This is a genomic window from Carnobacterium viridans (assembly GCF_900102725.1).
GTDB lineage: Bacteria > Bacillota > Bacilli > Lactobacillales > Carnobacteriaceae > Carnobacterium_B > Carnobacterium_B viridans.
The window spans coordinates 2,165,306-2,190,222 of the sequence record NZ_FNJW01000008.1 but is presented as its reverse complement, the minus strand read 5'-3'; the positions used below and the strand labels follow the sequence as shown (position 1 = coordinate 2,190,222).

Annotated in this window: 26 protein-coding genes; 6 read left to right on the top strand and 20 right to left on the bottom strand. The window is 33.7% G+C overall.

Annotation, left to right across the window (positions count from 1 at the left end):
* The first annotated feature begins 156 nt into the window (after positions 1–156).
* Positions 157–1,251: a M24 family metallopeptidase gene (locus BLT48_RS12030; RefSeq protein ID WP_035021766.1), complete on the top strand. Its 1,095-nt coding sequence runs from the start codon at positions 157–159 to the stop codon at positions 1,249–1,251.
* 90 nt (positions 1,252–1,341) lie between these two features.
* Here the strand turns inward: BLT48_RS12030 and BLT48_RS12025 are convergent, their stop codons facing one another.
* Together BLT48_RS12025 and BLT48_RS12020 are read right to left on the bottom strand one after the other, a co-directional pair.
* Positions 1,342–2,013 (bottom strand): YtxH domain-containing protein, encoded by a 672-nt coding sequence (locus BLT48_RS12025; RefSeq protein ID WP_089978248.1) that lies wholly within the window; start codon positions 2,011–2,013, stop codon positions 1,342–1,344.
* 57 nt (positions 2,014–2,070) lie between these two features.
* Positions 2,071–2,502 (bottom strand): DUF948 domain-containing protein, encoded by a 432-nt coding sequence (locus tag BLT48_RS12020; protein ID WP_035021761.1) that lies wholly within the window; start codon positions 2,500–2,502, stop codon positions 2,071–2,073.
* Positions 2,503–2,866: 364 nt separating this feature from the next.
* On the opposite strand from BLT48_RS12020, the gene BLT48_RS12015 reads away from it, so the two are divergent.
* The 3 genes from BLT48_RS12015 to BLT48_RS12005 are packed head-to-tail and all read left to right on the top strand — an operon-like array spanning position 2,867 to position 6,098.
* Entirely contained in the window at positions 2,867–3,784 is a 918-nt protein-coding gene (locus BLT48_RS12015; protein WP_226776705.1) for a mechanosensitive ion channel family protein, read from the top strand.
* Positions 3,785–3,814: 30 nt separating this feature from the next.
* Complete coding sequence (locus BLT48_RS12010; protein ID WP_089978245.1) at positions 3,815–4,975, top strand: MGDG synthase family glycosyltransferase; 1,161 nt, start codon at positions 3,815–3,817, stop codon at positions 4,973–4,975.
* Positions 4,950–6,098: an MFS transporter gene (locus tag BLT48_RS12005; protein WP_244885826.1), complete on the top strand. Its 1,149-nt coding sequence runs from the start codon at positions 4,950–4,952 to the stop codon at positions 6,096–6,098. Before BLT48_RS12010 ends, BLT48_RS12005 begins: the two co-directional genes overlap by 26 nt.
* Positions 6,099–6,146: 48 nt before the next feature.
* On the opposite strand, the gene BLT48_RS12000 is transcribed toward BLT48_RS12005, so the two are convergent.
* The 6 genes from BLT48_RS12000 to racE all read right to left on the bottom strand — a co-directional run bounded on the left by BLT48_RS12000 (position 6,147) and on the right by racE (position 11,491).
* Complete coding sequence (locus BLT48_RS12000) at positions 6,147–7,286, bottom strand: N-acetyldiaminopimelate deacetylase (RefSeq protein ID WP_089978242.1); 1,140 nt, start codon at positions 7,284–7,286, stop codon at positions 6,147–6,149.
* Between the two features lie 86 nt (positions 7,287–7,372).
* A complete protein-coding gene (dapD, locus tag BLT48_RS11995; protein WP_035021756.1) occupies positions 7,373–8,074 on the bottom strand; it encodes a 2,3,4,5-tetrahydropyridine-2,6-dicarboxylate N-acetyltransferase in 702 nt (233 codons plus the stop codon).
* Positions 8,075–8,102: 28 nt separating this feature from the next.
* On the bottom strand, positions 8,103–8,582 hold the full coding sequence (gene cbpB / locus BLT48_RS11990; RefSeq protein WP_035021751.1) for a cyclic-di-AMP-binding protein CbpB: 480 nt from the start codon (positions 8,580–8,582) through the stop codon (positions 8,103–8,105).
* A gap of 130 nt (positions 8,583–8,712) precedes the next feature.
* Positions 8,713–9,237, bottom strand: coding sequence for a metallophosphoesterase (locus BLT48_RS11985; protein ID WP_035021749.1), 525 nt, complete (start codon positions 9,235–9,237; stop codon positions 8,713–8,715).
* Between the two features lie 29 nt (positions 9,238–9,266).
* Complete coding sequence (gene rph / locus BLT48_RS11980) at positions 9,267–10,631, bottom strand: ribonuclease PH (RefSeq protein WP_035021747.1); 1,365 nt, start codon at positions 10,629–10,631, stop codon at positions 9,267–9,269.
* Between the two features lie 41 nt (positions 10,632–10,672).
* Positions 10,673–11,491 carry a glutamate racemase gene (gene racE / locus BLT48_RS11975; protein ID WP_035021745.1) on the bottom strand — a complete coding sequence of 273 codons (819 nt, stop codon included), beginning with the start codon at positions 11,489–11,491 and terminating at the stop codon, positions 10,673–10,675.
* Between the two features lie 219 nt (positions 11,492–11,710).
* On the opposite strand from racE, the gene BLT48_RS11970 reads away from it, so the two are divergent.
* Entirely contained in the window at positions 11,711–12,289 is a 579-nt protein-coding gene (locus BLT48_RS11970; protein ID WP_226776706.1) for a YslB family protein, read from the top strand.
* A gap of 58 nt (positions 12,290–12,347) precedes the next feature.
* Here the strand turns inward: BLT48_RS11970 and BLT48_RS11965 are convergent, their stop codons facing one another.
* The 8 genes from BLT48_RS11965 to BLT48_RS11930 form a co-directional block, all read right to left on the bottom strand.
* Positions 12,348–13,613 (bottom strand): ABC transporter permease, encoded by a 1,266-nt coding sequence (locus BLT48_RS11965; RefSeq protein ID WP_089978236.1) that lies wholly within the window; start codon positions 13,611–13,613, stop codon positions 12,348–12,350.
* Positions 13,606–14,505, bottom strand: coding sequence for an ABC transporter ATP-binding protein (locus BLT48_RS11960; RefSeq protein ID WP_089978233.1), 900 nt, complete (start codon positions 14,503–14,505; stop codon positions 13,606–13,608). The genes BLT48_RS11965 and BLT48_RS11960 overlap by 8 nt, the downstream gene beginning before the upstream one ends.
* Positions 14,506–14,679: 174 nt before the next feature.
* A complete protein-coding gene (locus BLT48_RS11955) occupies positions 14,680–15,264 on the bottom strand; it encodes a general stress protein (RefSeq protein ID WP_176944126.1) in 585 nt (194 codons plus the stop codon).
* A 343-nt stretch (positions 15,265–15,607) separates the two neighbouring features.
* Entirely contained in the window at positions 15,608–15,769 is a 162-nt protein-coding gene (locus tag BLT48_RS11950) for a UV damage endonuclease UvsE (RefSeq protein WP_035021740.1), read from the bottom strand.
* Between the two features lie 106 nt (positions 15,770–15,875).
* Positions 15,876–17,135, bottom strand: a complete 1,260-nt coding sequence (gene uvsE, locus BLT48_RS11945) for a UV DNA damage repair endonuclease UvsE (RefSeq protein WP_089978226.1) — start codon at positions 17,133–17,135, stop codon at positions 15,876–15,878.
* A 112-nt stretch (positions 17,136–17,247) separates the two neighbouring features.
* The gene (gene trhA, locus BLT48_RS11940) at positions 17,248–17,895 is read right to left on the bottom strand and encodes a PAQR family membrane homeostasis protein TrhA (RefSeq protein ID WP_035021738.1); all 648 of its coding nucleotides are present in this window, start codon (positions 17,893–17,895) and stop codon (positions 17,248–17,250) included.
* A gap of 286 nt (positions 17,896–18,181) precedes the next feature.
* Positions 18,182–18,955 (bottom strand): alpha/beta fold hydrolase, encoded by a 774-nt coding sequence (locus tag BLT48_RS11935; RefSeq protein ID WP_244885825.1) that lies wholly within the window; start codon positions 18,953–18,955, stop codon positions 18,182–18,184.
* A 100-nt stretch (positions 18,956–19,055) separates the two neighbouring features.
* A complete protein-coding gene (locus BLT48_RS11930; RefSeq protein WP_035021736.1) occupies positions 19,056–19,322 on the bottom strand; it encodes a hypothetical protein in 267 nt (88 codons plus the stop codon).
* A 312-nt stretch (positions 19,323–19,634) separates the two neighbouring features.
* On the opposite strand from BLT48_RS11930, the gene BLT48_RS11925 reads away from it, so the two are divergent.
* Positions 19,635–20,543, top strand: a complete 909-nt coding sequence (locus tag BLT48_RS11925; protein WP_089978222.1) for a helix-turn-helix domain-containing protein — start codon at positions 19,635–19,637, stop codon at positions 20,541–20,543.
* 327 nt (positions 20,544–20,870) lie between these two features.
* Here the strand turns inward: BLT48_RS11925 and trxA are convergent, their stop codons facing one another.
* The 4 genes from trxA to BLT48_RS11900 all read right to left on the bottom strand — a co-directional run bounded on the left by trxA (position 20,871) and on the right by BLT48_RS11900 (position 24,835).
* Complete coding sequence (gene trxA / locus BLT48_RS11920; RefSeq protein ID WP_089978218.1) at positions 20,871–21,182, bottom strand: thioredoxin; 312 nt, start codon at positions 21,180–21,182, stop codon at positions 20,871–20,873.
* Between the two features lie 97 nt (positions 21,183–21,279).
* On the bottom strand, positions 21,280–23,646 hold the full coding sequence (locus tag BLT48_RS11915; protein ID WP_089978213.1) for an endonuclease MutS2: 2,367 nt from the start codon (positions 23,644–23,646) through the stop codon (positions 21,280–21,282).
* Positions 23,647–23,963: 317 nt separating this feature from the next.
* Complete coding sequence (locus BLT48_RS11905) at positions 23,964–24,509, bottom strand: CvpA family protein (protein WP_226776709.1); 546 nt, start codon at positions 24,507–24,509, stop codon at positions 23,964–23,966.
* A gap of 29 nt (positions 24,510–24,538) precedes the next feature.
* A complete protein-coding gene (locus tag BLT48_RS11900) occupies positions 24,539–24,835 on the bottom strand; it encodes a cell division protein ZapA (protein WP_035021728.1) in 297 nt (98 codons plus the stop codon).
* Positions 24,836–24,917 lie beyond the last annotated feature (82 nt).

Below are 24,917 nucleotides of genomic sequence, written 5' to 3'. Positions count from 1 at the left end.
ATGCAAGCGTTTCAATTTCGTTTTCATGAAAATTTCATTTTTTCTTTCATTAAATAAATTTAGCTGATTTTTTATTTTCCGCCTTTTTTTAAGAAAATTAAGATCAATAGTGCTACAATTATAACTATTCAGATAGTTGAAAGTGAGGATAAAAATATGAATAAACAACTTAATGCGTTACAACTCTGGTTAGCCAACCAAAATATAGATGGTGCGTTTATTAATGAACCGAATACAATAGCTTATTTAAGTGGATACGAAAGTGAGCCACATGAACGTATTTTAGCTTTGGCAGTTTTTGCTAAGGGTGAACCTTTTCTCTTCACACCCGAACTCGAAAAAGAGGATGCTCTAAAAAGTGACTGGACACATAATGTTTATAGTTATTTAGACAATGAAGATCCATGGGCATTGATAGCTAAACACTTGCGTTCTCACAACAACAACCTTAGCAAGATAGCTATAGAAAAAGATTTTTTAACAGTTGGACGCTTTGAAAAATTACACTCCTTTTTTCAAACTGCTTCTTTCTTAGATATTACACCAAAAATACAGGCAATGAAGTTGATTAAAACACCTGATGAAATTAAAAAAATGATGGAAGCCGGTAAATGGGCGGACAGAGCATTAGAAATTGGTTTCAACACAATAAAAGAAGGTATATCTGAAGAAGAAATTGTTGCAGAAATCGAATACCAATTAAAAAAAGAAGGTATCAAAGAAATGAGTTTTGAGACAATGGTCTTGACTGGGGATAACGCTGCAAGCCCACATGGTATTCCTGGGAAAAGACACGTCCAATTAAATGAGTTTATTTTATTTGATTTAGGTGTTGTATACAACGGATACACTAGTGATGTTACGCGAACTATCGCTTTTGGAGAACCCTCAAAAAAAGCAAAAGAAATTTATGCGGTTGTTTTACAAGCTTGTAACGCTGCTTTAAATGCAGTAAAACCTGGCATAACGGCTGGAGAATTAGATAAAATTGCTCGGGATATTATTACAGATGCAGGTTATGGATCTTATTTCACACATCGATTGGGTCATGGATTAGGAAGTTCAGTTCATGAGTTTCCTTCTATTATGCAAGATAGTGATTTTGTAATTCAAGAAGGTATGTGTTTCTCAATAGAACCTGGTATTTATGTACCTGGCATAGCAGGAGTTCGCATTGAAGATTGTGTAGTAGTTACGAAAAACGGTTGCGAAGTGTTCACTCATACTCCAAAAACGTACACTTCACTCTAACAAATTTGTTAACTTACTACTGCTACTACTAAAAATACAAACAAAAAAAAGCAGTGAAGTTTATCGCTTCACTGCTTTTTCTTAATAGAATTAGATGCCCACATTTGTATTGGTTGTTTTGTGTTCATCTTTTTTTCCATTTTCTTTTGTCTGTTCTGTACTAATGTTTGAAGTTGAATAGTCAGGTCCTTCTGCAGCTTTTTCTTGATCATAAGCATAGTCCATTGTGTTTCTTTCAACTTCTTCTTTCAATGATTCACTATCATATTTTAGATTAGTTGAAACATCTGCTACTTCTTTTTCACCATCTTTTGTAGATGATTTAACTTCTGCTGTTGTATCTTTTGCTTTTGTTTTCACGTCTTCTGCTGTTTCAGTAACAGTATCTTTAGCCTCTTGTGTTACATTTGCTACTGTTGATTTAGCATCTTTCGCTACATCTGTTGCAGATTCTTTAAGATCGCTTAAGCCGTCACCTACATCTTTTGAAGCGCGACTTAATTGTTCTTTCAATTGAGAAGCTGACTCCTTCAAGCTAATTTTAATATCTTCTGAAGCATCTTTCGCAACAGTTTTCATTTCTTTACCTTTTTCTTTTGCGATATCAACATATTCTTTTGCTGATCCTTTAGCATTAGTCGTTTGTTGATTTAAGTCTTCACGTAATTCTTTACCTGATTTAGGGGCATACAATAATGCTGTAATTCCTGCAGCTGCAGCTCCTACGATTGCTCCTAAAAGAAATCCACCTTTTTTAGACATATATACTTCTCTCCTTTTCTCTATTCACTATAACTTTTACCTTTGATTAGTGCTTATTCATTTATCTTTTTTATCTTTGCGTTTTTTATTCATATTTACTGCCGTTTTACCGACTTTAGTTACAATGCCTGTTTGAGCTGTTTTCTTTGTAGCTCCTGCAACATGGCTAGTTAAGTTACGAGTAGAATCATTTAAACTTGAAACAGTCGTTCCTAAATCACCAATAGCTCTGAACAATGGATCTGTTTTATTTAACTTTCCATTGACATCATCTAACGTAGTATTGGATTTATTTAATAATCCTTCAACTTCAATCAGAAGACTATCCGCATCTTTCGTAAGAACTCCTATGGTTTTATTCGCTTCATTAACCGTTTTTTGGACTTCTCCAATTACCTTAGAAACTTTTAACAATACGATAATTAAAAACACGACTAATGCTGCAAATGCTACAGCAGCTATTAGAGCTGCAATTTCTCCACCTGTCATATGAACTCCTCACTTCCTTCTATTTTCTTATTTTTTAGATAAAATAGATTTGTTTTACAAACTACTTCAATTAAAAAGAGCTAGTTTACCAACAAATATTTCATCTTTAAATAAAATATTTTATACAAGTATAGAATACCACTATTTATTTTTTACATCAAACAATATGAAACCGAATACTTTTATTATTTTCTCTCTCCTAATTAACTTTTCAAAAATTCTTCGTCTTTTAATTTTAAAAGCCCTTAAAAAAATTTTAGAGTTTTCTTAATAGAGATGTGACTATAATTTTATCCTTTTATTTGTTACTATAGGTAAGAAGCATTTTAACAGAAATAAGTTTATTTAAAGGAGTATTTAGTTTATGGATAGCAGTATTATGGATAGTAGCAGTCAGCTAGATAGTTCAATCGCAGTTGACGTAGTGGATACTATTACAGAACAAACCAATATTTTTTCAGAATTTTGGACTTCAATCGATTGGGCCAAAATTATTTCTATGGTAACAGCGGGTGCCATTCAAATTGTTTTTTTTACTATTTTCTTTTATCTTATAAAAATAATCGGAAACTTTTTTATTGAACGAACATTTGATAATTACCGTAAGAAAAAGGATATCTCAACAAATCGTTTAAACACACTCTATAACTTGTCAAAAAATTTATTTCAATCTTTTGTAGGCTTTTTCTTATTCTACGCCATTCTTTCAGCTATTGGTATTCCTGTTGGTACGCTATTGGCAGGTGCTGGAGTCATCGGTTTAGCGTTGTCTCTAGGAGCACAAGGTTTTGTCAGTGATATTGTAAATGGCTTCTTTCTTCTATTAGAGAAGCAAATTGATGTTGGCGATGTCGTAGACTTAGAAACCGTTTCTGGTACAGTGGTTGATGTAAATCTAAAAACAACTAAGGTCAAAAGCTTTGATGGTACTATGAATTTTGTACCTAATCGTTATATCACGATTGTAAGCAATAAATCACGCGAAGATATGCGTGCTCAAATTGATATTCGACTTTCACCGGATACCGATATAAATAAAGTAAATACGATAATAGCTGAGGTAAATGATACTCTTGTGCCACAGTACCCAGATATTACTGAACCTCCAGATAATTTAGGTTTAATTAACTTAGGAAATGGTCATTATGGGATACGAATTGTGATATTCGCTTTACATGGACATGAATTTGAAATCCAAAACGCTTTTTCTCAAGCGTATGTTACCGCCTTGACAAAAAATGGGATTGAAATCCCTGTAAATCCACTTAACATTATACAATAGCCATTTTATAATAACTAAAGGAGGTTCACTATGGTACCAGTATCGCCTAAAATACTAATTTTAACTGGAAGTTATGGAAACGGTCACCTAGAAGTGACCCGCTCACTAATAACAGAATTAAACAAACGTGGTATCACAAATATTGTCACATCAGATTTATTTTATGAAGCTCATCCTATTTTGACTAACGTTACTAGAAAATTGTACATCAAAAGTTTTTCTAAAGGTCAAAATATTTATGGTTTCCTTTATTATAAATCTGATTATAGACTAACTGATTTTAGAATTGATAGAATGATCGATCGATATGGTTACATGCGTATTAGTCAATTAATGAAAGAAAATGACTTTGATGTAGTTATTAATACTTTCCCAATGCAGGCTTTACCTATTTATAAACAACGTACAAAACCCGGAATTCCTTTTATTAATGTTTTAACTGACTTTTGTTTGCATACCCGTTGGATTTCAGATGGGATCGATTATTTTTTTGTTGCATGCAACAGTTTAAAAAAAGAATTAATGGATACAGGAATCAATGGAAATAAAATCACAATTTCAGGAATTCCAATAAAAGAAGAATTTTATCAAAATACTCTTGATTCTTCGCATGGAGATTTTTCTTCTAATAAAATAAAAAAATTATTGATTTCTGCTGGTGCCTATGGTGTGCTAAAAGATTTGGCTCATATTCTTGATGAATTAAAAATTAAGGAAGATCTGCATATTACAGTTGTTTGCGGTTCAAATCAATTACTTTTTAAAGAACTCAAGCATGAATACCAAAATGATACGAACATAACCATTCTTGGTTATGTTTCGAATATGGCTAATTTAATGACTCAATCTGACATTATGGTAACGAAAGCAGGAGGAATTTCTCTTTCAGAAGCTTTAGCAATCCAAATTCCTTTAGTTTTAACACCTGCTGTTCCTGGACAAGAAAAAGATAATGCTAACTTTTTTGAAAAAGAAGGAATGGCTATTGTAACAAAATCTGAAGAGGAAATCGCTCCAGCAGTTTTATCCTTATTGAAACAGCCTCTTTTAGCGAGAAGTATCTCAAAACAAATGGAAACACATTTCCATCCAAATTCAGCTGCACTTATAGTTGATAAAGTCTTAACTTTGATAGAAAAGCCTTATATCCAAAAGGAGCCAAGACATGACTCAAAAGAGATTAAAAATTGATAAGAAATTCTTTTTTTTACTTATTTCATTAATGCTCGTTGAATATGTTCGTGCTGCTTTTATTATTAGTTACTTGCCCGTTCAAGCTGCAGTAGGTACTCAGTTTAATCTTGCTTTGGTAGGATTGGCTATCAGTCTACATTATATTAGCGATGCTTTTTCAAATTTCCAAGCAGGATTTTTAATGAATCGTTTTGGTATCAAAAAAATCATCTCTGTTTCTTTTACTTTAATCTTTCTTTCTTTAATTGTTGTTCCATTATTTCAATTCAACGGTTTCGTTATTATTCTTGCTTCAATTTTATTAGGTTTTGGGGCATGTCCCATTTGGATCGTACTTTTGGCTAAGGCTAGTTCAGGATCAAGAGGAACAAATATGGGATTGATTTATTTTTATTGGTTGTTAGGCATGGCCAGTGGTGTCATCGTAATGAATTACTTAATGAATATAAATTTGTCTGTCTCCTATTGGCTTTTACCAGTATTCGTAGTACTTGCTTTTTTTAGTTTTCGTTTATCAGGCGATCATCAAGCATTAGAAAATACTAAGCAACCCTTTAAAGAGATGTTCAAAAAAACTCTTTCAATTTTGAAAAAAAGTCGCATCATATTACCTGGTACTTTAATGCAAAGCATTTCCCTTGGTATGTTAATTCCTATTTTACCAACCTTTGTCTTACAGCACCTAAAACTTTCTTACAATCAGTATACTCTTCTACTGATCATTGCTGGTTTAACAGCAGGTCTCCTTATGATGCCTGTTGGCAGATTGATTGACCACTTTAGCCCTCGGCTTTTATTTATTGCTGGCTTTATGTGGTTCGGATTTACACTGATTTCCACAGCTTTTAGTACTTCTATTGTGGTCATTTATATTCTAGTAGTGTCAATGGCAATTGCCTATACGTTTTTTTTACCGGCTTGGAATTCTTTTGTGGCTACAAAAATCACTAAAGAAGACCAAAATGTTAGTTGGGGAATCATCTCGTCTTTCCAAGGTGTAGGAACCATGTTAGGACCCATTGTAGGGAGTTTGCTTGCATCTTTTAATGCAAGCATTACGGTTATCATTAGTGCTTCACTGTTCATTTTAATGGGTATGCTTTATCTGATCGTTAAATAAAAAACTTCTCTTTTGACCATTGCTGGTTCAAAAGAGAAGTTTTTTTGCCTATAACTGTCTATTAGCTTTTTTTTCTAAAAAATCTCCTACATGTTCGATTGCAAACGGGATAGCCTCTTCTTTTGGCATCATTTTGGGATGATGTAAGCCGTAAGGGCTATCTACACCTAGCCAAAACATTGTTCCTGGAATTTTGTCTAAATAATAACCAAAGTCTTCGCCAGTCATCGCTGTTTCAATTTTCGTATAATTTACATCTTGGTTTTTTGTCATATAATCAATAAATGTGAGTGTTTCTGTTTCACTATTAATAACAGGGTAATATCCGCCTTGGTCTAGATCTAAATAAATTTTACAATTATACGAAAGTTCTATCCCTTTAACGATTTCTTTTACTCTTTTTTGAGTTAATTCGCTCATTTCAGGTGTTAATGTCCGTATAGTTCCAGTAAGACTTGCATACCCGCTAATGATATTTCCAGCTGTTCCCGCATGCATCGTTCCTAAAGTAATCACTGCGCCCTCCATAGGATTAACGCTACGACTGACAATCGTTTGGATTTGATTAATAAATTGACTCGCCGCTACTATCATGTCATTGGATTCATGTGGATATGCAGCATGCCCATCTACACCACGAAATTCGACATCGATCGCGCACGTTCCAGCAAATAACGTTCCTACTTTTGTTCCTAAAGTCCCTACTGGTAAATCAGGTTTTACATGTAGTGCATAAATTTCATCTGGCATAAAATCATTTAAGAACCCACTATCATAAATAATTTTTGCTCCACTTACATTCTCTTCAGCTGGTTGGAATATAAAAACCAGATCATCAATAGTTTGGTGTGTGCTAAAATGAGTCAGCAATCCTAAAGCAATTGACATATGCACATCATGACCACACGCATGCATTCTTCCTTTGTGAATCGATTGATAGGGTAAATCAGTTTCTTCAACTACTGGTAAACCGTCTATATCGGTCCTCCAACCAATCGTTTTTTGACCAATACTTCCTTTGACTCGAACGATAATGGCAGTTTCCCAAGTTTTTATATCTAGATTCTCTTGTGGCAATTCTTTGATTTTGGACATTAAATAGCGATGCGTTTCATACTCTTCTAAACCAATTTCAGGAATTAAATGCAATTCTCTACGCATTTGGATGAACGGATTTTCTTTTGGCATTTTCACTACCCTCTTCTAAAAAAAGAGATGAAGCAGAAAGTCATTTCTCTTTCTGTTTCACACCCTTTTGATTTTATTGTTTTTTTCTATAATTCGCGTAAGGCATCAATTAAACCTGTTTTACCTTTTGTTTTTTCATCTATATCTTTTATTTTTCTAGCCGGAGTTCCTGCTACAACAGTATAAGGCGCAACATCTTGGATTACTATAGCACCTGCAGCAACAACTGAACCTTTTCCAATTCGAATACCTTCTAATACAACAGCATTCGCTCCAATTAAAACATTATCTTCTACAATTACAGGTTGAGCACTTGCTGGTTCGACGACACCTGCTAAAACAGTACCTGCACCAATATGACAGTTTTTCCCTACAATTGCTCGTCCACCTAACACAGCGCCCATATCGATCATTGTACCTTCACCGATAACCGCGCCAATATTAATAATCGCTCCCATCATAATGATAGCTGAGTCTCCAATTTCGACTTGGTCGCGTATAAATGCTCCTGGTTCAATTCTAGCTTTAAACTTCTTCAAATCTATTAACGGAATCGCAGAATTACGACGGTCATTTTCAATAACTTGGTCGTCAATCCATTGTTTATTTGCTTCTAAAAAAGGTTCAACAACACTCCATTCACCAAAAATAGTACCTACTTCATCAGTAGTAAAATTTTTAATCGTTTCAGGAAAGTTCAAATGCTTTAACTCACCTTTTAAGTAAACCTTTACAGGCGTTTTCTTTTCGCTTTTCGCTATAAATTCAATAATTTCATTAGCATTCATTTGATCATTCCTTACTGTTCATTAAATTTTAATGCAAGCGTTCCGTTTTACGAGTAACATCATACTTATTTTCAAATTCATGAGCAATTCGATTGGTACCTTTTAAAATTTCACTTCTAGTTATAATACCAGTAAAACTACCATCCTCGCTTGCTACACAGATAAAGGCATTATTAACTAAAAGATGAAGTACCTCTTCCAAATCATAAGGATCATTGATTACAGCAAAGTCAGTCGTCATGACATCTGAAACCAATATATCTCCTAATTTATCAAAGTCAATATCTTCTAAGCCTGTAATAGCTTCAATAATCAGCGGCATCGAAATCAATCCTCTGATTTTATAGTCATAATCTAAAACAGGGATAACGGAATACCCTATTTTTGTAAGAACCAATAAAGCATGGTTCAAACGGTTATTTAACTGAACATGAGCAACTCGATCCGCTGGAATCAAAAAATGTTCTTTGTTTTCTAATAACATTTCACCAATTTCTTTTCCTATCATTATCTTCATTTCCTTCCTTGAGATAACTAAATCCACCTACTATTTTACGTGAAATTGTTCTGAAAGAGTAGTAAAACAATAGAATTAAGAAAAAAATAATAATCAACCTAAAAGAGATACTTTAAGCATCTTACTGTTTCTTCGTTTTAGAAAAGTTACTAGATAACTGTTCAATGGCTTCATGAGCGCGATTGTAATACGTTACACCGACTTGAGAGTCGTCATTCTCAATAATTGCATAGGTAGGAAATGGATAACTGCCTCTAGGTTCTGAAATGCTGCCAGGATTTAAAACCACTATATTATTTATTTGTTCCACTCTAGCTTGGTGAGTATGTCCAAAAAATGCATAGTTTGCATGTTCTTCTTTTGCTGCAAAGACTAATTCTTGCATAGTATAGTTTACATCTAAGCGATGCCCATGAGCCATAAATATTCGTTGGTTTTGTACTTCAACCGTTTGTGTCATCGAAAACTCATCATCAAAATCCATGTTTCCTCTGACAGTCAACATAGAATCCCAAACGGAATCGGTTGCTTCCAATTCAGAATCTCCACAATGAAAGATCTGCTCTACTTTATCCTTATATCGTTCAATTAGTTCTATTAAAATTTCCCGATCTCCATGACTATCGCTTACAACTAGTACTTTCATGTTTTTCCCTCCGTTTTGGTAACAATAGACTAACCGTTTATCCAATCATCCCAAACTTGATCTAAATTTTCCAATGCTAGTGCACGATGACTGATTTCATTTTTTTCATCTTGAGTCAACTCTGCCATCGTTTTTCCTTTACTTTCAACAAAGAATAAAGGATCATAACCAAAACCATTCTCGCCTTTAGGTATGGTTAAAATCAGCCCCTCTACTTCGCCCTCAACAACTAAGCTTGTTTTTCCAGGTAAAGCCAGTGCAAGAGTACAATGAAATTGTGCTGTGCGGTCTCCTTCAGCTACTCCTGTTAATTCATGCAATAGTTTGGCATTGTTCGCAGCATCGCTTTTAAATTCTCCTGCATATCGAGCAGAAAAAACGCCTGGAGCACCATCTAGTGCATCAACTTTCAATCCTGAATCATCTGCTAGTACTAACATATTTAATGTGCGAGCAATCGTTTCTGCTTTTAGTAAAGCATTTTCTTCAAAAGTTGTTCCCGTTTCTTCAACTTCAGGAATTTCAGAGAAATCATGTAACGTTTTTACTTTAAACCCTTTTTTTGCAAATAAAGCTTCAAATTCTCTAGCTTTTCCAGCATTTGCTGTAGCTATTAAAATTTCATCCTTTGGAATTAGTGGGTACGGTTTTATCCCGTTATTTTTTAAAGAAAGTGCTTGTTGAAAAGCTTCATCTTGTACTTGAATCAATTCGTTGATTCCTTTTTTACCAAATTCTAACATTACCGAAAGCTGTTCTGATGAGAAGGTAGATTCTTCACCTGTTCCTTGGATTTCAACAAATTGTCCCCGAGAAGTCATGACTAAATTCATATCCACTTCTGCAGAACTATCTTCCAAGTAATTTAAATCTAATACTGCTTCTCCATCTTTTAAAATTCCTACACTGATGGCTGCTACATTCTCTTTAATTGGACTTTCTGTTAATTCACCGCTGTCCAATAAAGTTTGAATCGCTAATTTCAAAGCCACGAATGCGCCTGTAATGCTTGCAGTACGTGTTCCACCATCCGCTTGGATCACATCACAGTCTACCGTAATTGAACGTTCTCCTAAAGCTTCTAAGTCAATGCTTGAGCGTAGTGAACGTGCAATCAATCGTTGAATTTCCATTGTACGTCCGCTTAATTTTCCTTTAGCTGCCTCACGAATATTTCGTGTGTTTGTAGCTCTTGGCAGCATGCTGTATTCAGCATGAACCCATCCACTTCCCATTCCTTTTAAGAAACGCGGGACCCTTGCTTCAATTGTTGCATTGCAAATTACTTTCGTATCTCCAAAAGAGATCAAAACCGATCCTTCGGGGTGTTTCAAATAATTCGTTTCTATTGTCACCAATCTGTTTTCATCATTTTTTCTACCATCAGCACGCATACTTGAACCTCACTTTTTTTAGTTGAGCTTTTAGCTCTTGTTTAAAATTTCTCTGTTCCTAACTTAATATGTTCAATATCTAATGTTTCATTTCCCAACCATTGAGAGGCAATATCATTAAACATATGAGTAGATCCAGTTGTGTAAAATTTCCGTTCAGAAACTTCTTTATTTTTGCTTAATTCTGCAAGGTTAAAGTAATCCAAAATAGTACTTACTTCACTAATAGTCTCTGCACCTGAATCAATCAACGTCACTGAATCACCCATAAAATTCTGAATGATTGGACGTAATAACGGATAATGGGTACAACCTAAAACTAATGTGTCAACATTTTTATTTTTAATAGGTTTCAAAGTTTCTGTAACAATTTTTTTAGCAATAGCACTATCATATTCATTACTTTCAACCAAAGGAACGAATTTGGGACATGCCAAACTTTCTACTGATGCTAAAGTGTCTTTTGATCGAATCATTTTCCTATATTTATCACTTTTTACCGTTCCTTCAGTCCCAATAATGCCAATGCGATTATTTTTTGTTGCTTTGATTGCTGCACGGCTTCCAGGTAAAATAACACCAATGATTGGTATAGCTAATTTCTTTTTTAAGTCTTCTAAAGCTACTGCAGTTGCTGTATTACACGCAATTACGAGCATTTTAATATCTTTGTTTAATAAAAAATGGGTCATCTCCCAAGTAAATTGTAGAATCTGCTCTTCCGGTCTTGGACCATAAGGACAACGTGCAGTATCTCCTACATAATAAATCGATTCATTTGGTAATTGTCGCATAGCTTCTTTTACAACTGTTAAACCGCCAACTCCAGAATCTATAAAACCTATCGCTTGTTTTTTCATCTTTAACAACCTCTGTTTAATTTCATTTGTATACTCTGTCTATTTTCCCTTTTTTTAGAATGAAATTCAAGGGATTAGGCAAATTAACTTAGTTAATCGCTTAAATAACTTGTTTTTTCTTTTTTTAAGGAACTAAATAGCATTTTTTTAAAAAAGATAGGTTTCTGTTTCAAATCACGTTATAATAAATTGTGAATGACAAAAGAGGTGAATGAACAAGTGAGTAGAAAAAAGAACGAACAAAAAGTAGATTTAGAGAAATTTAACGAAACAACTTCTTTATTTGGATATGAACTGATTAGAGATGTTCTAATACCCAATTTATTAGGAGCAGAAACACATGAAATTTTGTATTGGGCTGGCAAAGAGTTGGCCAGACAATATCCACTTGCAAATAGGCAAGACATTGTTCGCTTTTTTGATAAAGCGGGTTTTGGCTTAATAGAATTGAATAAAGAACAACGCAATAAACAGGTTTATACTTTATCTGGCAAAGTTGTACAAGCTCGTTTAAAACATACACAACCTAGTTTCAATTTAGAAGCTGGTTTTTTAGCTGAACAAATTCAAACACTAGACCATTTATATACTGAAGCGCTGACTGAAGTAAACATGAAAACAAAGGTTGTTACATTCATCGTACAATCGGACACAAAAGACCGATTATCAATTGAAGAACCTTTTACTCATTTTGTTATGAGTGACGATGAAAATAAAGAAAAAAGCATTATGAACAGTGACGTTCCTGAGCAAGATGAATCAGTTCTAGCCTCAAGATCTTCGAGGCATGAACTATAAAAGAAGTCACAAAAGAGAGCTAGGTTAGCATTAACCTAGCTCTCTTTTGTGGCTTTTTTTATTCTGGTTTCTTTCGTTCATTTTTTAAAATACTAAAAGATGTTTTCATCGTTTTCATCATTCCGGCATCGGAATAAACTAAAACATTTGAACGGTACATAACCAGCGATAATAATGTACATAGGATAGTAAATAGGACCATCACAATGATTGAAATGACTATCCCAGTAGTGGATACTGTTTCACTCGCTACTCTAAAGGGCATAATAAACGGAGTGAATAATGGTATTTGAGAACCAATTTTAACAATGAGTTGATTTGGACTGGCAAATGCAAACAAGCCACCATAAAACCCAATTAGCGCCAAGAAAACCAAAGGTGTAACGGCTTTGCTGACATCTTCAATTTTCGTTACTAACGAACCAAAGAACGCTGCTAAACCAGCATATAAAATAATCCCTAATACAAAGTAAATAAGTGTTGTACCTAATAAATTACTTAATAAATCTCCCATATTGATTCCTTCAAAAAATTCTTGAACAAACGCCATATTTTTTATAAAAGGGTACGTTACCAAGGCTAATACAACATAGATAATGATTTGTGTCAGACAAACCAATAATATCCCAACTAATTTCCCGAAGAAATGGATTGTAGAAGAAACACTTGATAAAATAATTTCCATAATTCTTGTTCCTTTTTCAGATGCAATCTCAGTCCCAATAATACTCGCATAGTTCATAATAAAAATGAAAATAGCAATACCGACAACATAAGAACTCCACATTTTAATGGTCTCTGCTGTACTATCTTGGTTAGTGATTCCACCATCTTCAAAACGAACCGTTTCTGTAGTTAGGTTTGCAGAACTCATCAATTCCATTGCTTCTTGTTGTGTTAATCCATATTGCGTTGCTTTTCGATTTAATTGGATGCTGGTCAATAAGCCTGTTAAAACAGTCGTATCTAAAGTATCGCTCCCTGAAGTATCCACATAGTTTGCCGAAACAAGTTGGTTATCAGAGTTAACTTCAAGATAACCGTCTAGCTCTTCTTGCTCCATAGCTTTCTCCGCTGTCTCTTTCGTCGTAATTTCAGAATTAATCGTAAATTGCTTTTCTTGAGTTGCTAAAATTGTTTGGATCTCTTGATCAGATGTTAAAACAGCAATTTCAGGAATATCATTTTCCGATTGACTAATAAAATAAATAATTCCACCAATAATTAGCAACATTACGATAGGTGATAGCACCATTGTTAAAAAACCAAATGATTTAATATTTTTTTTGTAGACATCCGTCACAATTACCCAAAATTTATTCATGGAACTCACCTGCTTTCATTTTAAATATTTCCTCTATCGTAGGCGGCTGCTGGCTAAAAGTAGTAATGTATCCGCCTTGTGTTACTTTTTCAAAAATAGCTCTTCCATCTTCAGGTTGTTCTAAATCTAGAACTTTCACTCCGTCATTAGTTTCTACTGCTTTTACAACGCCATGCATTAATTTCAATTCCTCAATAGAAATGGGGGTTTCTAAAAATAATTTTTTTCGACCAAATTGTTCTCTAATTTCACGGACTGTTCCATCTAAAACCATTTGACCATTTCTCAACATAATCAACTTGTCACAGATGTCCTCAACATTATTCATGTTATGACTTGAAAAGATGACTGAAGCCCCCTGTTTTTTCAGTTCTTTGATTCCAATTTCTAATAATCCAGCATTAACTGGATCCAGACCACTAAACGGTTCATCTAAAATAACCAACTTAGGTTGATGAATCAATGTAGCAATTAATTGCACTTTTTGTTGATTTCCTTTAGATAAGGATTTAATTTTATCTGTCTTTTTTCCTTTAACTTGGAATTTCTCCATCCATTTATCAATTTGAGGTTTGATCTCCTTTTTTGATTTTCCTCGTAACTGTGCAAAATAAATAATTTGATCTTCAATTGAAACCTTAGGATACAACCCACGTTCTTCTGGTAAATAACCAATGATATCATAATCCGTTTTTTTCAACGGTTTGCCATTCCATAATACTTCTCCAGAATCAGCTGTTAAGAAATTTAATATCAAGCGAAAAGTTGTTGTTTTCCCTGCGCCATTCTGTCCGATCATTCCTAAAATCTGACCATCAGGAATCGTAAAACTAACGTTATCTACTGCAGTTAACGTTCCGAAAGTCTTTTTTAGTTCTTTTACTTCTAACATATATTTTCCTCCACTCTCATAATCTGAACTATGTAATTAGATAGTAAGTCTAACAGAATTTTTATAGTTAAACCATTATTACCTATAAAATTTCTGTGTATTCTTGCTTAACTTTTAAGTCAAACTAAAAAAAGCAATTTGAGACTGTTGTCTCAATTTGCTTTTTTTTCTAATTTATTGATCTACTCGACTATCTCTTTGTTGATCTGTTCCAGGAGTAGAAGGCATACTTGGATTATCAGTTGGATGATTTCCACCAAATGTTCCATCTGTTTCCTTCAAGGGAATCCCATCTACTGTAGGAATTTTAGTGCCCCCCTCTGGAATCTTACCTTTTACTGATACTGAAACTTCACCAATTGTTGATATAGTAGGATCTTTTTTTTCCTTGACTGGATTACGTGTCAGATTTTGATTGGTTTTGTTCGTCTCTGATTCTTCAGTGATAATAACATAACCGCCATTTCTTATTGCTGTATTGTACCTTTGAGTAATAGCAGGGTCTAACTTATATTTTTTAAGGGGATTAGTATCCTCTGCCTCATTAAAGGTATCTCTAACTCGATCCCATACTGATTTATTTTGTTTATTAAGAATAGGATCCACTTCGGCAATAGTTAAACTTTCAATCGTACCTTTATTTTCTTTATGAGTGACCACAGTAATATCCTCAGGTTGATAGCCTTCTGTAATTAAATGTTCAACTTGAGCAGCTGCTTCCTCAACAGATTGGTAAGCACCTTTGAAATTTTTTACCATACGTATTCGTCCTCCTATCATAGTTAATTGCACACTATAATCATACCAAATAAAGAAGGGGTACCCAAACAATCCGTTTAGCAATTTAGTGAACCCAATCTTAAACGGCTTTTTAAAACAAAAAAAAACTACCTTTACACAAAGGTAGTTGAAAATGTAGAAGATAGGATTCGAACCTATACCTTATTTAAACACAAGAAAAAACAATCGTTTGACCTCTAAAAAGTGAAACACCACGTACATCTACATCTATTAGTATACCACACTTAATTCTGAAACACACTAACTATTTTATACTTTCTTTTTATTACAAAAGATCATTTAGAAGTAGATAGTTTAGGAGCTATTTTTTCCTGTTTTTTAATTTCATATAATCTAAGATTGTAATTACGATTAAAGCAATTCCGGTAATTAACGAAATTTGATTGCTTTCTATAAACCCATAAAAAAGTAAAATAATTCCAGAAAGTAAAATAACTAAGGCAATAATTTTTTGTATATTCATATTTTTTCCTCTTTCATATGTGAACTATTCAAGCCAATGCTCGATACAATAAATTAGTATACTGCATTTCATTTCCATCATCAAGCCTTCACACCAATTTTCATTTTTAAAATACAAAATAGTAGGACTGAAGTAAGTAAGGCTGATTGTAAAGTACAGCTAAGTTCCACAATATTTTTTTTAGTGCTTTTATAGAGCCCTTTGATTGTTCAACTTTTTCAAGCTGCTTTAAAAAAGCTGCTTTTTCTTTTTCTGTTGCTTCTTTTTTAAAATAGCCATACACATGGCTGGCAGCATTTACAGCTGTTCCTGTCGTGACTTCCGTGGCTATTGCTTGGTCTAGTAACTGATAAAAATCAAGTACAGGAAAACTACTTTTATCTTTTAACAACTGTCTGATGTCATCATATAATTTCGGTGATCTTTCTAAAACACTGTATTTATACAAGCTCCATTCTTTTTCAAGCAAGTTAATATGTGGTTGCTCTGTTGTCGCAGTAATACATTTTACAGCAGAAAGATTTTTATCTTTTACTTCTAACATAATATCCAAATCTTCTCTTGATACTTGATAGTAAAAATTTAAAAATGGCTCAATTGCAATTGTCTGAGTATGCGCCCCTATTCGATTCATTGGACTTTGCTGAGAATAATGAATTTTTTGACGTCCGTCTTCAGATTTCCATGTTTTTCGAGTTAGTTCAATCCAATAAGCATCATCTTTTGTAACATCGCTTGTATTAATCGCATTATGAAGATTATCATAAATAACAGGAGCACCTGTAACTTGACTAATCGTCAAGACTTCAGAAACCGTATAGGACCGATCATCATTCTCAATAACTAAGCGTTTCTTTACTGCATCTGACAATAACGTCTGATAATTTTCAACAAATCGTTCCATAGCTTTTTCTTTTTCTTGATAAACCCCACCAATATGCAAAATGATTTTATGCGCAGATCCTACTCCAAGACTGTCTAAAAATCTTGTATGGTAGTTCAAATCTTCAACCGCTCGTGATACAACATCTTTATCCGGTGAATTCAGTACTGTATACTGACCAGGATGCATAGAAACTCGCATACCGCTAGATTTGATTTTACTCCCGATTTTTTCAAATTGTGGTTTAAACAGTTCCCACCAAGCTAGTGTATTTACTGGACTAGATCCAAAAGGAATGATATCTGAACTAATACGAAATAATTTGATATTACTTTTTATATTGTAATCAATCAATCTTTCTAGTGAAGTTAAGTTAAAATCTATTAATTCTTTTAGCTTTTCTTCAGTGGCATTTGCTTTACGACAAGTTTTAAAGCCTGTATTTGGAACGCCTACAGTTAAACAAGCATAACCGATACTCATGTCATTCCTCCTTGTATATTTTTATTCAGCTGTCTTATTATACAACTCTTTTGTAAATAAACATAAAAAAAGAAACTTAAAGAAAATAGTCTATTTTCTTTAAGTTTCTTTTTTAAGCATAGAGTAAGATGGAAAAGTAAATGAACGCAGTACCTGCTAAAACAAATAAATGCCACAAGACATGCATGTACTTAACATTTCTCATACTGTAAAAAATAGTTCCTATGGTAAATGAAAGTCCACCAGCTAATAGTAGAGCGAAGCCATTAAATCCTAGTCCAATATACATAGGCTTGATTGCAAACATGCTTAGCCATCCCATACCAATATATAGCAGTGTCGACATTTTTTTGAATTTCTCAATCCAAAGACATTTGTAAACAATTCCAAATATAGCAATTGCCCATACAACTCCAAACAATGCCCAACCCGTTTTCCCACCAATTGTGATAAGTGAAATAGGAGTATAAGAACCAGCAATTAGTAAGAAAATACTACAATGATCGAAAATCTTGAACAGTTTTCTTGCACGAGTAAAAATCAAACTATGATAAAGAGTTGAACATAAATAAAGGAGAAATTGTGATGTTCCGTAAATACAATAAGAAACTAATTCTAAAGTAGTCCCTGTATTGACTGCCTTCATGATTAATAGAATCATTCCAACAATACTCAAGAGAGCTCCTATACCATGAGTTACTGCATTGAGTACCTCGTTGGTGATTAAATATTTTTTTGTATACACTGCTTCTTCGTTCATTCTATTTCCTCCTTGAAAAAATCTAGCAATTAGTAGGGTCCCAAAAGAACTTTGTCAGTTATTTTTTCTTTTTGATCGTAAGTTAATCTATATTTAACAACAGGATAACACAGTTCCGATTACTATTCAACCTAGTTATCTAAACTAGATGAAATAATAAAAATAAATCACTTGAATTATTCTTTTGCTTCACTCTTTTAACCTAACTTTTCTTCATTAGTATAATTTAAAAAGCTAAAATTTTCCAAGAAATTATCTCGAAACTAGATTATCTATTTTTCTAGCTTTAATTTTTATTGAAACGTTTTTCATTCAGCAAAAATGCCGTTGCAAATTGATTAAACTCTTCATACCTTTCAACCATTAGAAAATGGCTTGCTTTTGGCACAATCACTAATTCACTATTGGCAATCAGTTCATGGATTTTCCTAGTATGACTTTCTTTAATAACATCATTCTCACCTGCTACTATTAGTGTAGGAGCTTCTATAGCCGTTAAAACAGCAGAATTTAAATCTAATTGATGCCACATGAGATCAATGATTTGTCTCTTTCTTGCCGCTTTCATATAAAAGCGGCCTAAAACGGTGAACAACACATAATCTCTTTTTACTTCAGCTAAAGAATTTTTTTTCAAGCCATTCACTTTATAGTTAGCACCGATCACAATAAGTTTAGTCACGTTTTCAGGATAGTGGCTACCAAAATACAATGCTATATTTCCACCATCACTAAAACCTATGATATTCACTGTCGATAGATTAAAGTATCGTAATACAGCTAAAATATCTTGAGCAATTTTTTGAAACGTTAATAGTCCTTTTCCATGATCTGAACGTCCATGTCCTCTTGTATCTAATGCAATAACTTGAAAATGTTTACTGAAATAAGAGAATTGGTGTTCAAATATTTGGTGATTTTCTCTATTGCCGTGCAGTAAAAGCAAAGGGTCGCCCATCCCGCTTACCTTGCAATAAAGATTGCCATCCTCTGTCTTAATCGATATACCTTTCAATAAATCATCATCCTTACTATTTTTATTATTAATCTCAATATCCACTAGTCTACATAAGTGTAGCAAGAATAGCTTTTTTTAAACAGCAAAAAAGCGTTAAATTTGTATCAACGCTTTAAAAACCACTTATTTAATTTTACCTCTTTTAAATATTTATATTGAGACTGATAGTATTCAGTATGATAGTTTTATTCTCATCTAATTTTACAAATAACAACCTTGTAGTTTTCATATCATTTAAATCACTTAAAGATAATTTGTTTTTTCTTAGCACACTATCAAGAGGGCAATCAAGGATTCCATCAGCATTTTCAATCAAGTCTTCCTCGTCTACCAGTAAAGTATCGCAACTATTTTTTCCTTCAAGAATATAAGCATAACTATTTCTTACTTTTACTTTATTTGCTTCCATAGCGTACCTCCTTAACTTAATACTGAAAGATCCATTTGTTATCCAATGAATTAGTAAGAGTACGTTAAATAAACTGACCCTTACTAATTCTACAAACTGACTAAGAATTAAGGAAATGCCAGAGTAACTAGTTTAAACTGCTACTAGCCCCCACCGCCCATGAACCAGATTACCGGCAAAAATAATACTAATTTTTTTAATATCTTTTTCATGCAATCCCTCCTAACTTTGACTTAATTATAGCAAATGATTTATACTATCTTATATAATGTTCATATAATCACATTTTTTTATTAGGAGATGATTTAATTTATGACACATATTCGTCAAAGTTTTGGCAAAGAATTTAAAAAAATAAGAGAAAATAAAGGTTACACTCAACAATATGTGGCGAAAGAAGCTATGGCACGTTCAACATATACAAAATTTGAATCGGATAGTATTGTTCCAACTATTACTAAATATTTTCAAATTTTGAATAATTTAGATATGACTCATGAAGAATTTAATTACATTCATAACCACTATCAATTAAAAGGAAAGGATGCTATTTTATATCAATTTAAAACAATGGCTGTAAATAACGATTTAAATACCTTAATGAACATTAGAGAAACAACAAAGAATTATTTAAATGAACATGAAGATAACGTTGTACAAGATATTTTTTATATTTGTGATGCACTTATCACCCTTTCAAAAACCAATGATTTATCACAAGCAGCACCCTATGCCGAAAAAGTTTGGCATCGTATTGCTCAGCTTGATAAATGGTACTTAATTGAATTACGTTTGTTGAACAATATTCTTTTTTTCTTTAATTTTGATACTTCCCATTTCATTTCAAAACGCGCATTGATTGAATTAGAGCATTACAAACATTTTCATGAGGCAATAGAATTAAAATTAGCTTACTCTATGAACCTCATTTATTTACTAATGGAAAATCATAATTACCAACAAGCGCTGGAAAAATCAGATTCTTTGATCAGATTAAGCAAGGAAAAAGGAAGGTACCGGATACTCGGCGTTGTATACGTACGAAAAGGGATTATACTAACTAAATTGAAAAAGTCTACTACTGAAACAGAAGGATGGATACAAAAAGGCTTTAATTTATTAGAAGCAATCGAAGATCTTTCATTAATAGAAGAGCTAAAAAAAGAAGTTCTTTATTATATGAATGCTCATACAAAAGATTTAATCATTAAAAGTACCTAACTTTTAACAGAAGCAACAAAGAAGGACTCTTCATTAAATGGTGCTGATAGAACAAATCAAAATTTCTTCTGGAATAGACGGGTTTGCTTGTGGAGAGCCATGGGAACGTCTGAAGCCTGTAGTCTTCAGAGCTTTCAAGCCTCAAATAAAGCGTAATCGCTGAAGCTCTAACGCTTTATAATTCGCATTGAATCCAGTGCATGGCTACAAGCAAACCCTATTCCTCCAGAAATATCTTGTAACCAATTTAACTAAGCTATCAACACTAAAAAATATAGAGCCAAAAAAGGGATTGAAACATTTTGTTTCAATCCCTTTTTTCGTTGCTTATTTGTATTTAGCGATGACATCTTCTATTTGTTCTTTATTGTGGTAACCAATTAATTTTTCAACAACTTCTCCATCTTTTTTTACTAATAGAGTAGGAATGCTCATAATTCCAAATGAACTGGGAACTTCTGGATTAGCATCAACATCCATTTTGACAATTTTTACTTGATCCCCAATTTCTTCATCAAGTTCTTCTAATACTGGCGACTGCATGCGACAAGGTCCACACCATGTTGCCCAAAAATCTGTAATCGTTAAACCATCTTTAGTTTCTGTTTCAAAAGTTGCGTCAGTTACTGCTTGTACCATTACTATTCCTCCTAATTACATTTTTACAACTTATTAATAGTAAGTTATATTGTTTGATTATTATATCAAAAATAACTTTTTATATCTACCCAAATGCTTAAGATTTAAATTCTACGATTGTAGCACCATTTCCTCCTTGGTTAGGTGGAGCATAATGGAATTCTTTTATCGAAGGATGTCTTTTCAACGCATCTGTTACACCTTGTCGGATAGCTCCAGTTCCCTTTCCATGTACAATAGTAACTAGAGGGTAGTTGGCTAAAAGAGCGGCGTCAAGATAACGATCCAGCTCAGCTAAGGCATTTTCATACCTCTCACCTCTTAAATCTAGCTGAGGCGAAACATGACTGTTTGACTCTGAGCGTACAGATGCAATCATTTTACGATTCGGTTCTTTTTCTGGTTCCGTTAATATTAGATCACTTTCTTTAAGTTTCATTTTCAACATTCCCATTTGAACGACCCAATGGTTTTTATCTGCTCGTTCCATTAATACACCTTTTTGGCCAAATGATTGAACCATCACATCATCACCAGGTTTCATCACTTGTTTCGCTTTAGCTTTTTTTAACACCTTATTTTTCGCTAATGCTTCTTCTTGTCTTAATCCAGATAGCTGTGTTTTTGCATCAATTAGTTCATGCTCTTTCACATTTTCAACATGCCCTTGAATTTGTTTTTTGCGTAAATCTTTAATAATCTGATCAGCTGTCTCTTCTGTTTCTTCTACGAGACTATTGGCTTTTTCGCGTGCTTTTTTCATCAATTCTTCACGTTCAGCATAAAACTGCTGTACTGCTGTTTGCAGATCCATATGCAATTGCTCTGCTTCATCAACATAATGACGCACTTCAAGATACTCTGTTTCTGCCATTTTGCGTCTATTTTCTAGATCAGAGATCATTTCATTTAAATTTTGACTTTCTCCATCAATCAGTTGGCGAGCAGTATCAATAACCTCTTCACTCAAACCTAATCGCTTAGAGATCTCAAAAGCATTACTTCGACCTGGAACACCTATCAATAGTCGATAAGTTGGGCTCAAAGTGTTAACATCGAATTCCATACTCGCATTAATTGTTTGTGGACGGTTATAGCCATATGCTTTTAATTCAGGATAATGAGACGTCACCATGACATAACTACCCACAGCACCGACCTTGTCTAGAATAGCTATAGCAAGTGCAGCACCTTCTTGAGGGTCTGTCCCTGCTCCCAATTCATCAAAGATAATCAAACTTTTGTTATCCATGCGGTCTAGTATAGAAACGATATTTGTCATGTGAGAAGAAAAGGTACTTAAACTCTGTTCAATAGATTGTTCATCTCCAATATCAGCAAATATTTCAGTAAACAATCCAATTTGACTCTCCGAAGAAGCGGGTATTTGTAACCCAGCTTGTCCCATTAATTGAAGCAACCCTAATGTTTTCAAAATAATCGTTTTCCCACCGGTATTTGGTCCTGTAATAATAACGGCTTGATTTTCTCCGCCAATTAAAATATCGTTTGCAACTACAGTCTCTGGATCCAATAAAGGATGCCTTGCACTTAATAGCTTCACTTCGTTATCTTCATGGATTAGTGGTCTATTCGCGGCCACGTTTTTTGCATAACTTGCTTTTGCACCAATAAAATCCAGCTTACCTAATAAAAACATGTTATTTAAAATATCTTTGCTATACGGAGCGATTTCATTCGAAATTTCAGCTAAGATACGATCCACTTCACGTCGTTCCTCAATTTGAAGTTGGCGCAAGCGATTATTCAACTCAACTACGCTTTGTGGTTCAACAAATAATGTTTGGCCCGTTGAACTTTGATCGTGGACTACACCACCAAAATGACTACGGTATTCTTGTTTAACGGGGATAACATAACGATCATTACGAATAGTAATAATGGCATCGCTCAAATATTGAGCACTTTTTCCGCGAACAATTCCATCTAGCTTTTCACGAACATTATTTTCTCCTCTTTTGATGCCAGTGCGAATCCCTTTTAAAGCAGGACTTGCATCATCTAAAATATGGCCATCTTCATCTACCGTTTCACGAATCAACTGATTCAAAGTTGGCGTTGTAACAAAGTTATCAGCCAAATCATATAAACGATTCATCTCAATACCTGATTCTTTTAAATTCTCAAAAAAGCGGTTTAATTCAGTAGTCGTACGCAAGATTTTTCCGATTTGAGCAATTTCTAATCCATTTAAGCTAGCACCGATATCCAACCGTTTTAAATGTGGACGAACGTTTTGTAACTTTGGAATAGGCATACTGCCTCTTAATTTTATAATTTTTGTGCCATCTTCGGTTTCATCTTGCCATAATTCAACTTCTTCTTTATCAATTGAGGGGGCTAACGTTAAAACTTGTTCTTTCCCTAAATCAGAAGCAGCAAGATTAGCAACTGCTTGGATAATTTTACTGAATTCTAATGTTTGAAGAATTTTTTTGTTCATGCATTTCACCTCTCACTTCATTATACTTTTATTACAAGTTTTAATTCATTGCAAAGTAAAGCTCTCATATCGTTCACATTAAGAAATCGTCCCCCTAGTTTAAGAGAAACGATTTTTTTTGGCTCTATACTTTTTAGTGTTGCTAGCTTAGTTAAATTAATGGCACGAAAATTCTGGAGGTATAGGGTTTGCTTGTAGCTTGCATTGGAACCCGTGGCTCTCCACAAGCAAATCCCTCTATTCCAGAAGAAATGTTATTTTCTCCTATCCACACCATTTGACGAGAAGTCTTTCGTTTACCTATTTATCTATATTTCTTACTTCAATGACGATTCTATCCACCAATTATACAGTTGTGCTGAGATGACTGGTGTATCTTCTACTATTGTACGCGCTAACCAGCTATTATTAAATGATTCTTGAATAGCATCTACCGGAACCATTGTTAATAAAAACAAAACGATAAAGATAGCGATGTAAGAAACAATAACATTTAATAATGCTCCACCTAGAGTATTTAGTTGCTTGATAACAGGAATAAGCGTCACAGCATTCAATAGGCCACCTACAAATCGAGTAATCAACCAACCTACAAATAAGATGGTGATAAATGCGACACCGTTATAAAAAGCACCATCTAGATTAAATCCTAGGGCTTGGTCATAAAAAACAAATTGACTACTTTCGGTAGCTGATGGATAAGGAACGATTAATTCTAAATGCGATCCTAACAGTTGATAATAATTTCTTGCCAATAAGTATGAAACAAAGTAACCGATTGTAAAAACGAATTGAAGGACTAACCCTCTCCTAGCACCACTGTAAGCTCCCATGGCCAAAATTAACACTATAAGGACTGTCATTAACATACTGATCACCTTTATTCAGGAATTTATTCTTCGTTTATTTTAGATTCCTGATCTTTCTGTAATTTCTTTTCTAATTCCGCTAGTTCTTTTTGCATAGCATCTAGTTTTATTTGTAGTTCAATTTGATCCGATACAGCATTAACCGCTACTAAAACTGCTCTACGTTCGGGGTCTAAACCTTTTGATAATGATTCAATTTGTTGCATTTGCTCATTTACCATTTTAGATACTGACCGCATGTGTTCTTCGGGTCTAGCTCCGATAATCGTATAGGGTCTTCCTGCTATTGTAGTTTTATATCGAATTTTCCCTTTTAACATGGCAGTCCCTCCTAAAAATTACATTTCCCTTATTTTACCATGAATCACCTAATAGTTGCACATTTTTTCATTTCATTTTAAT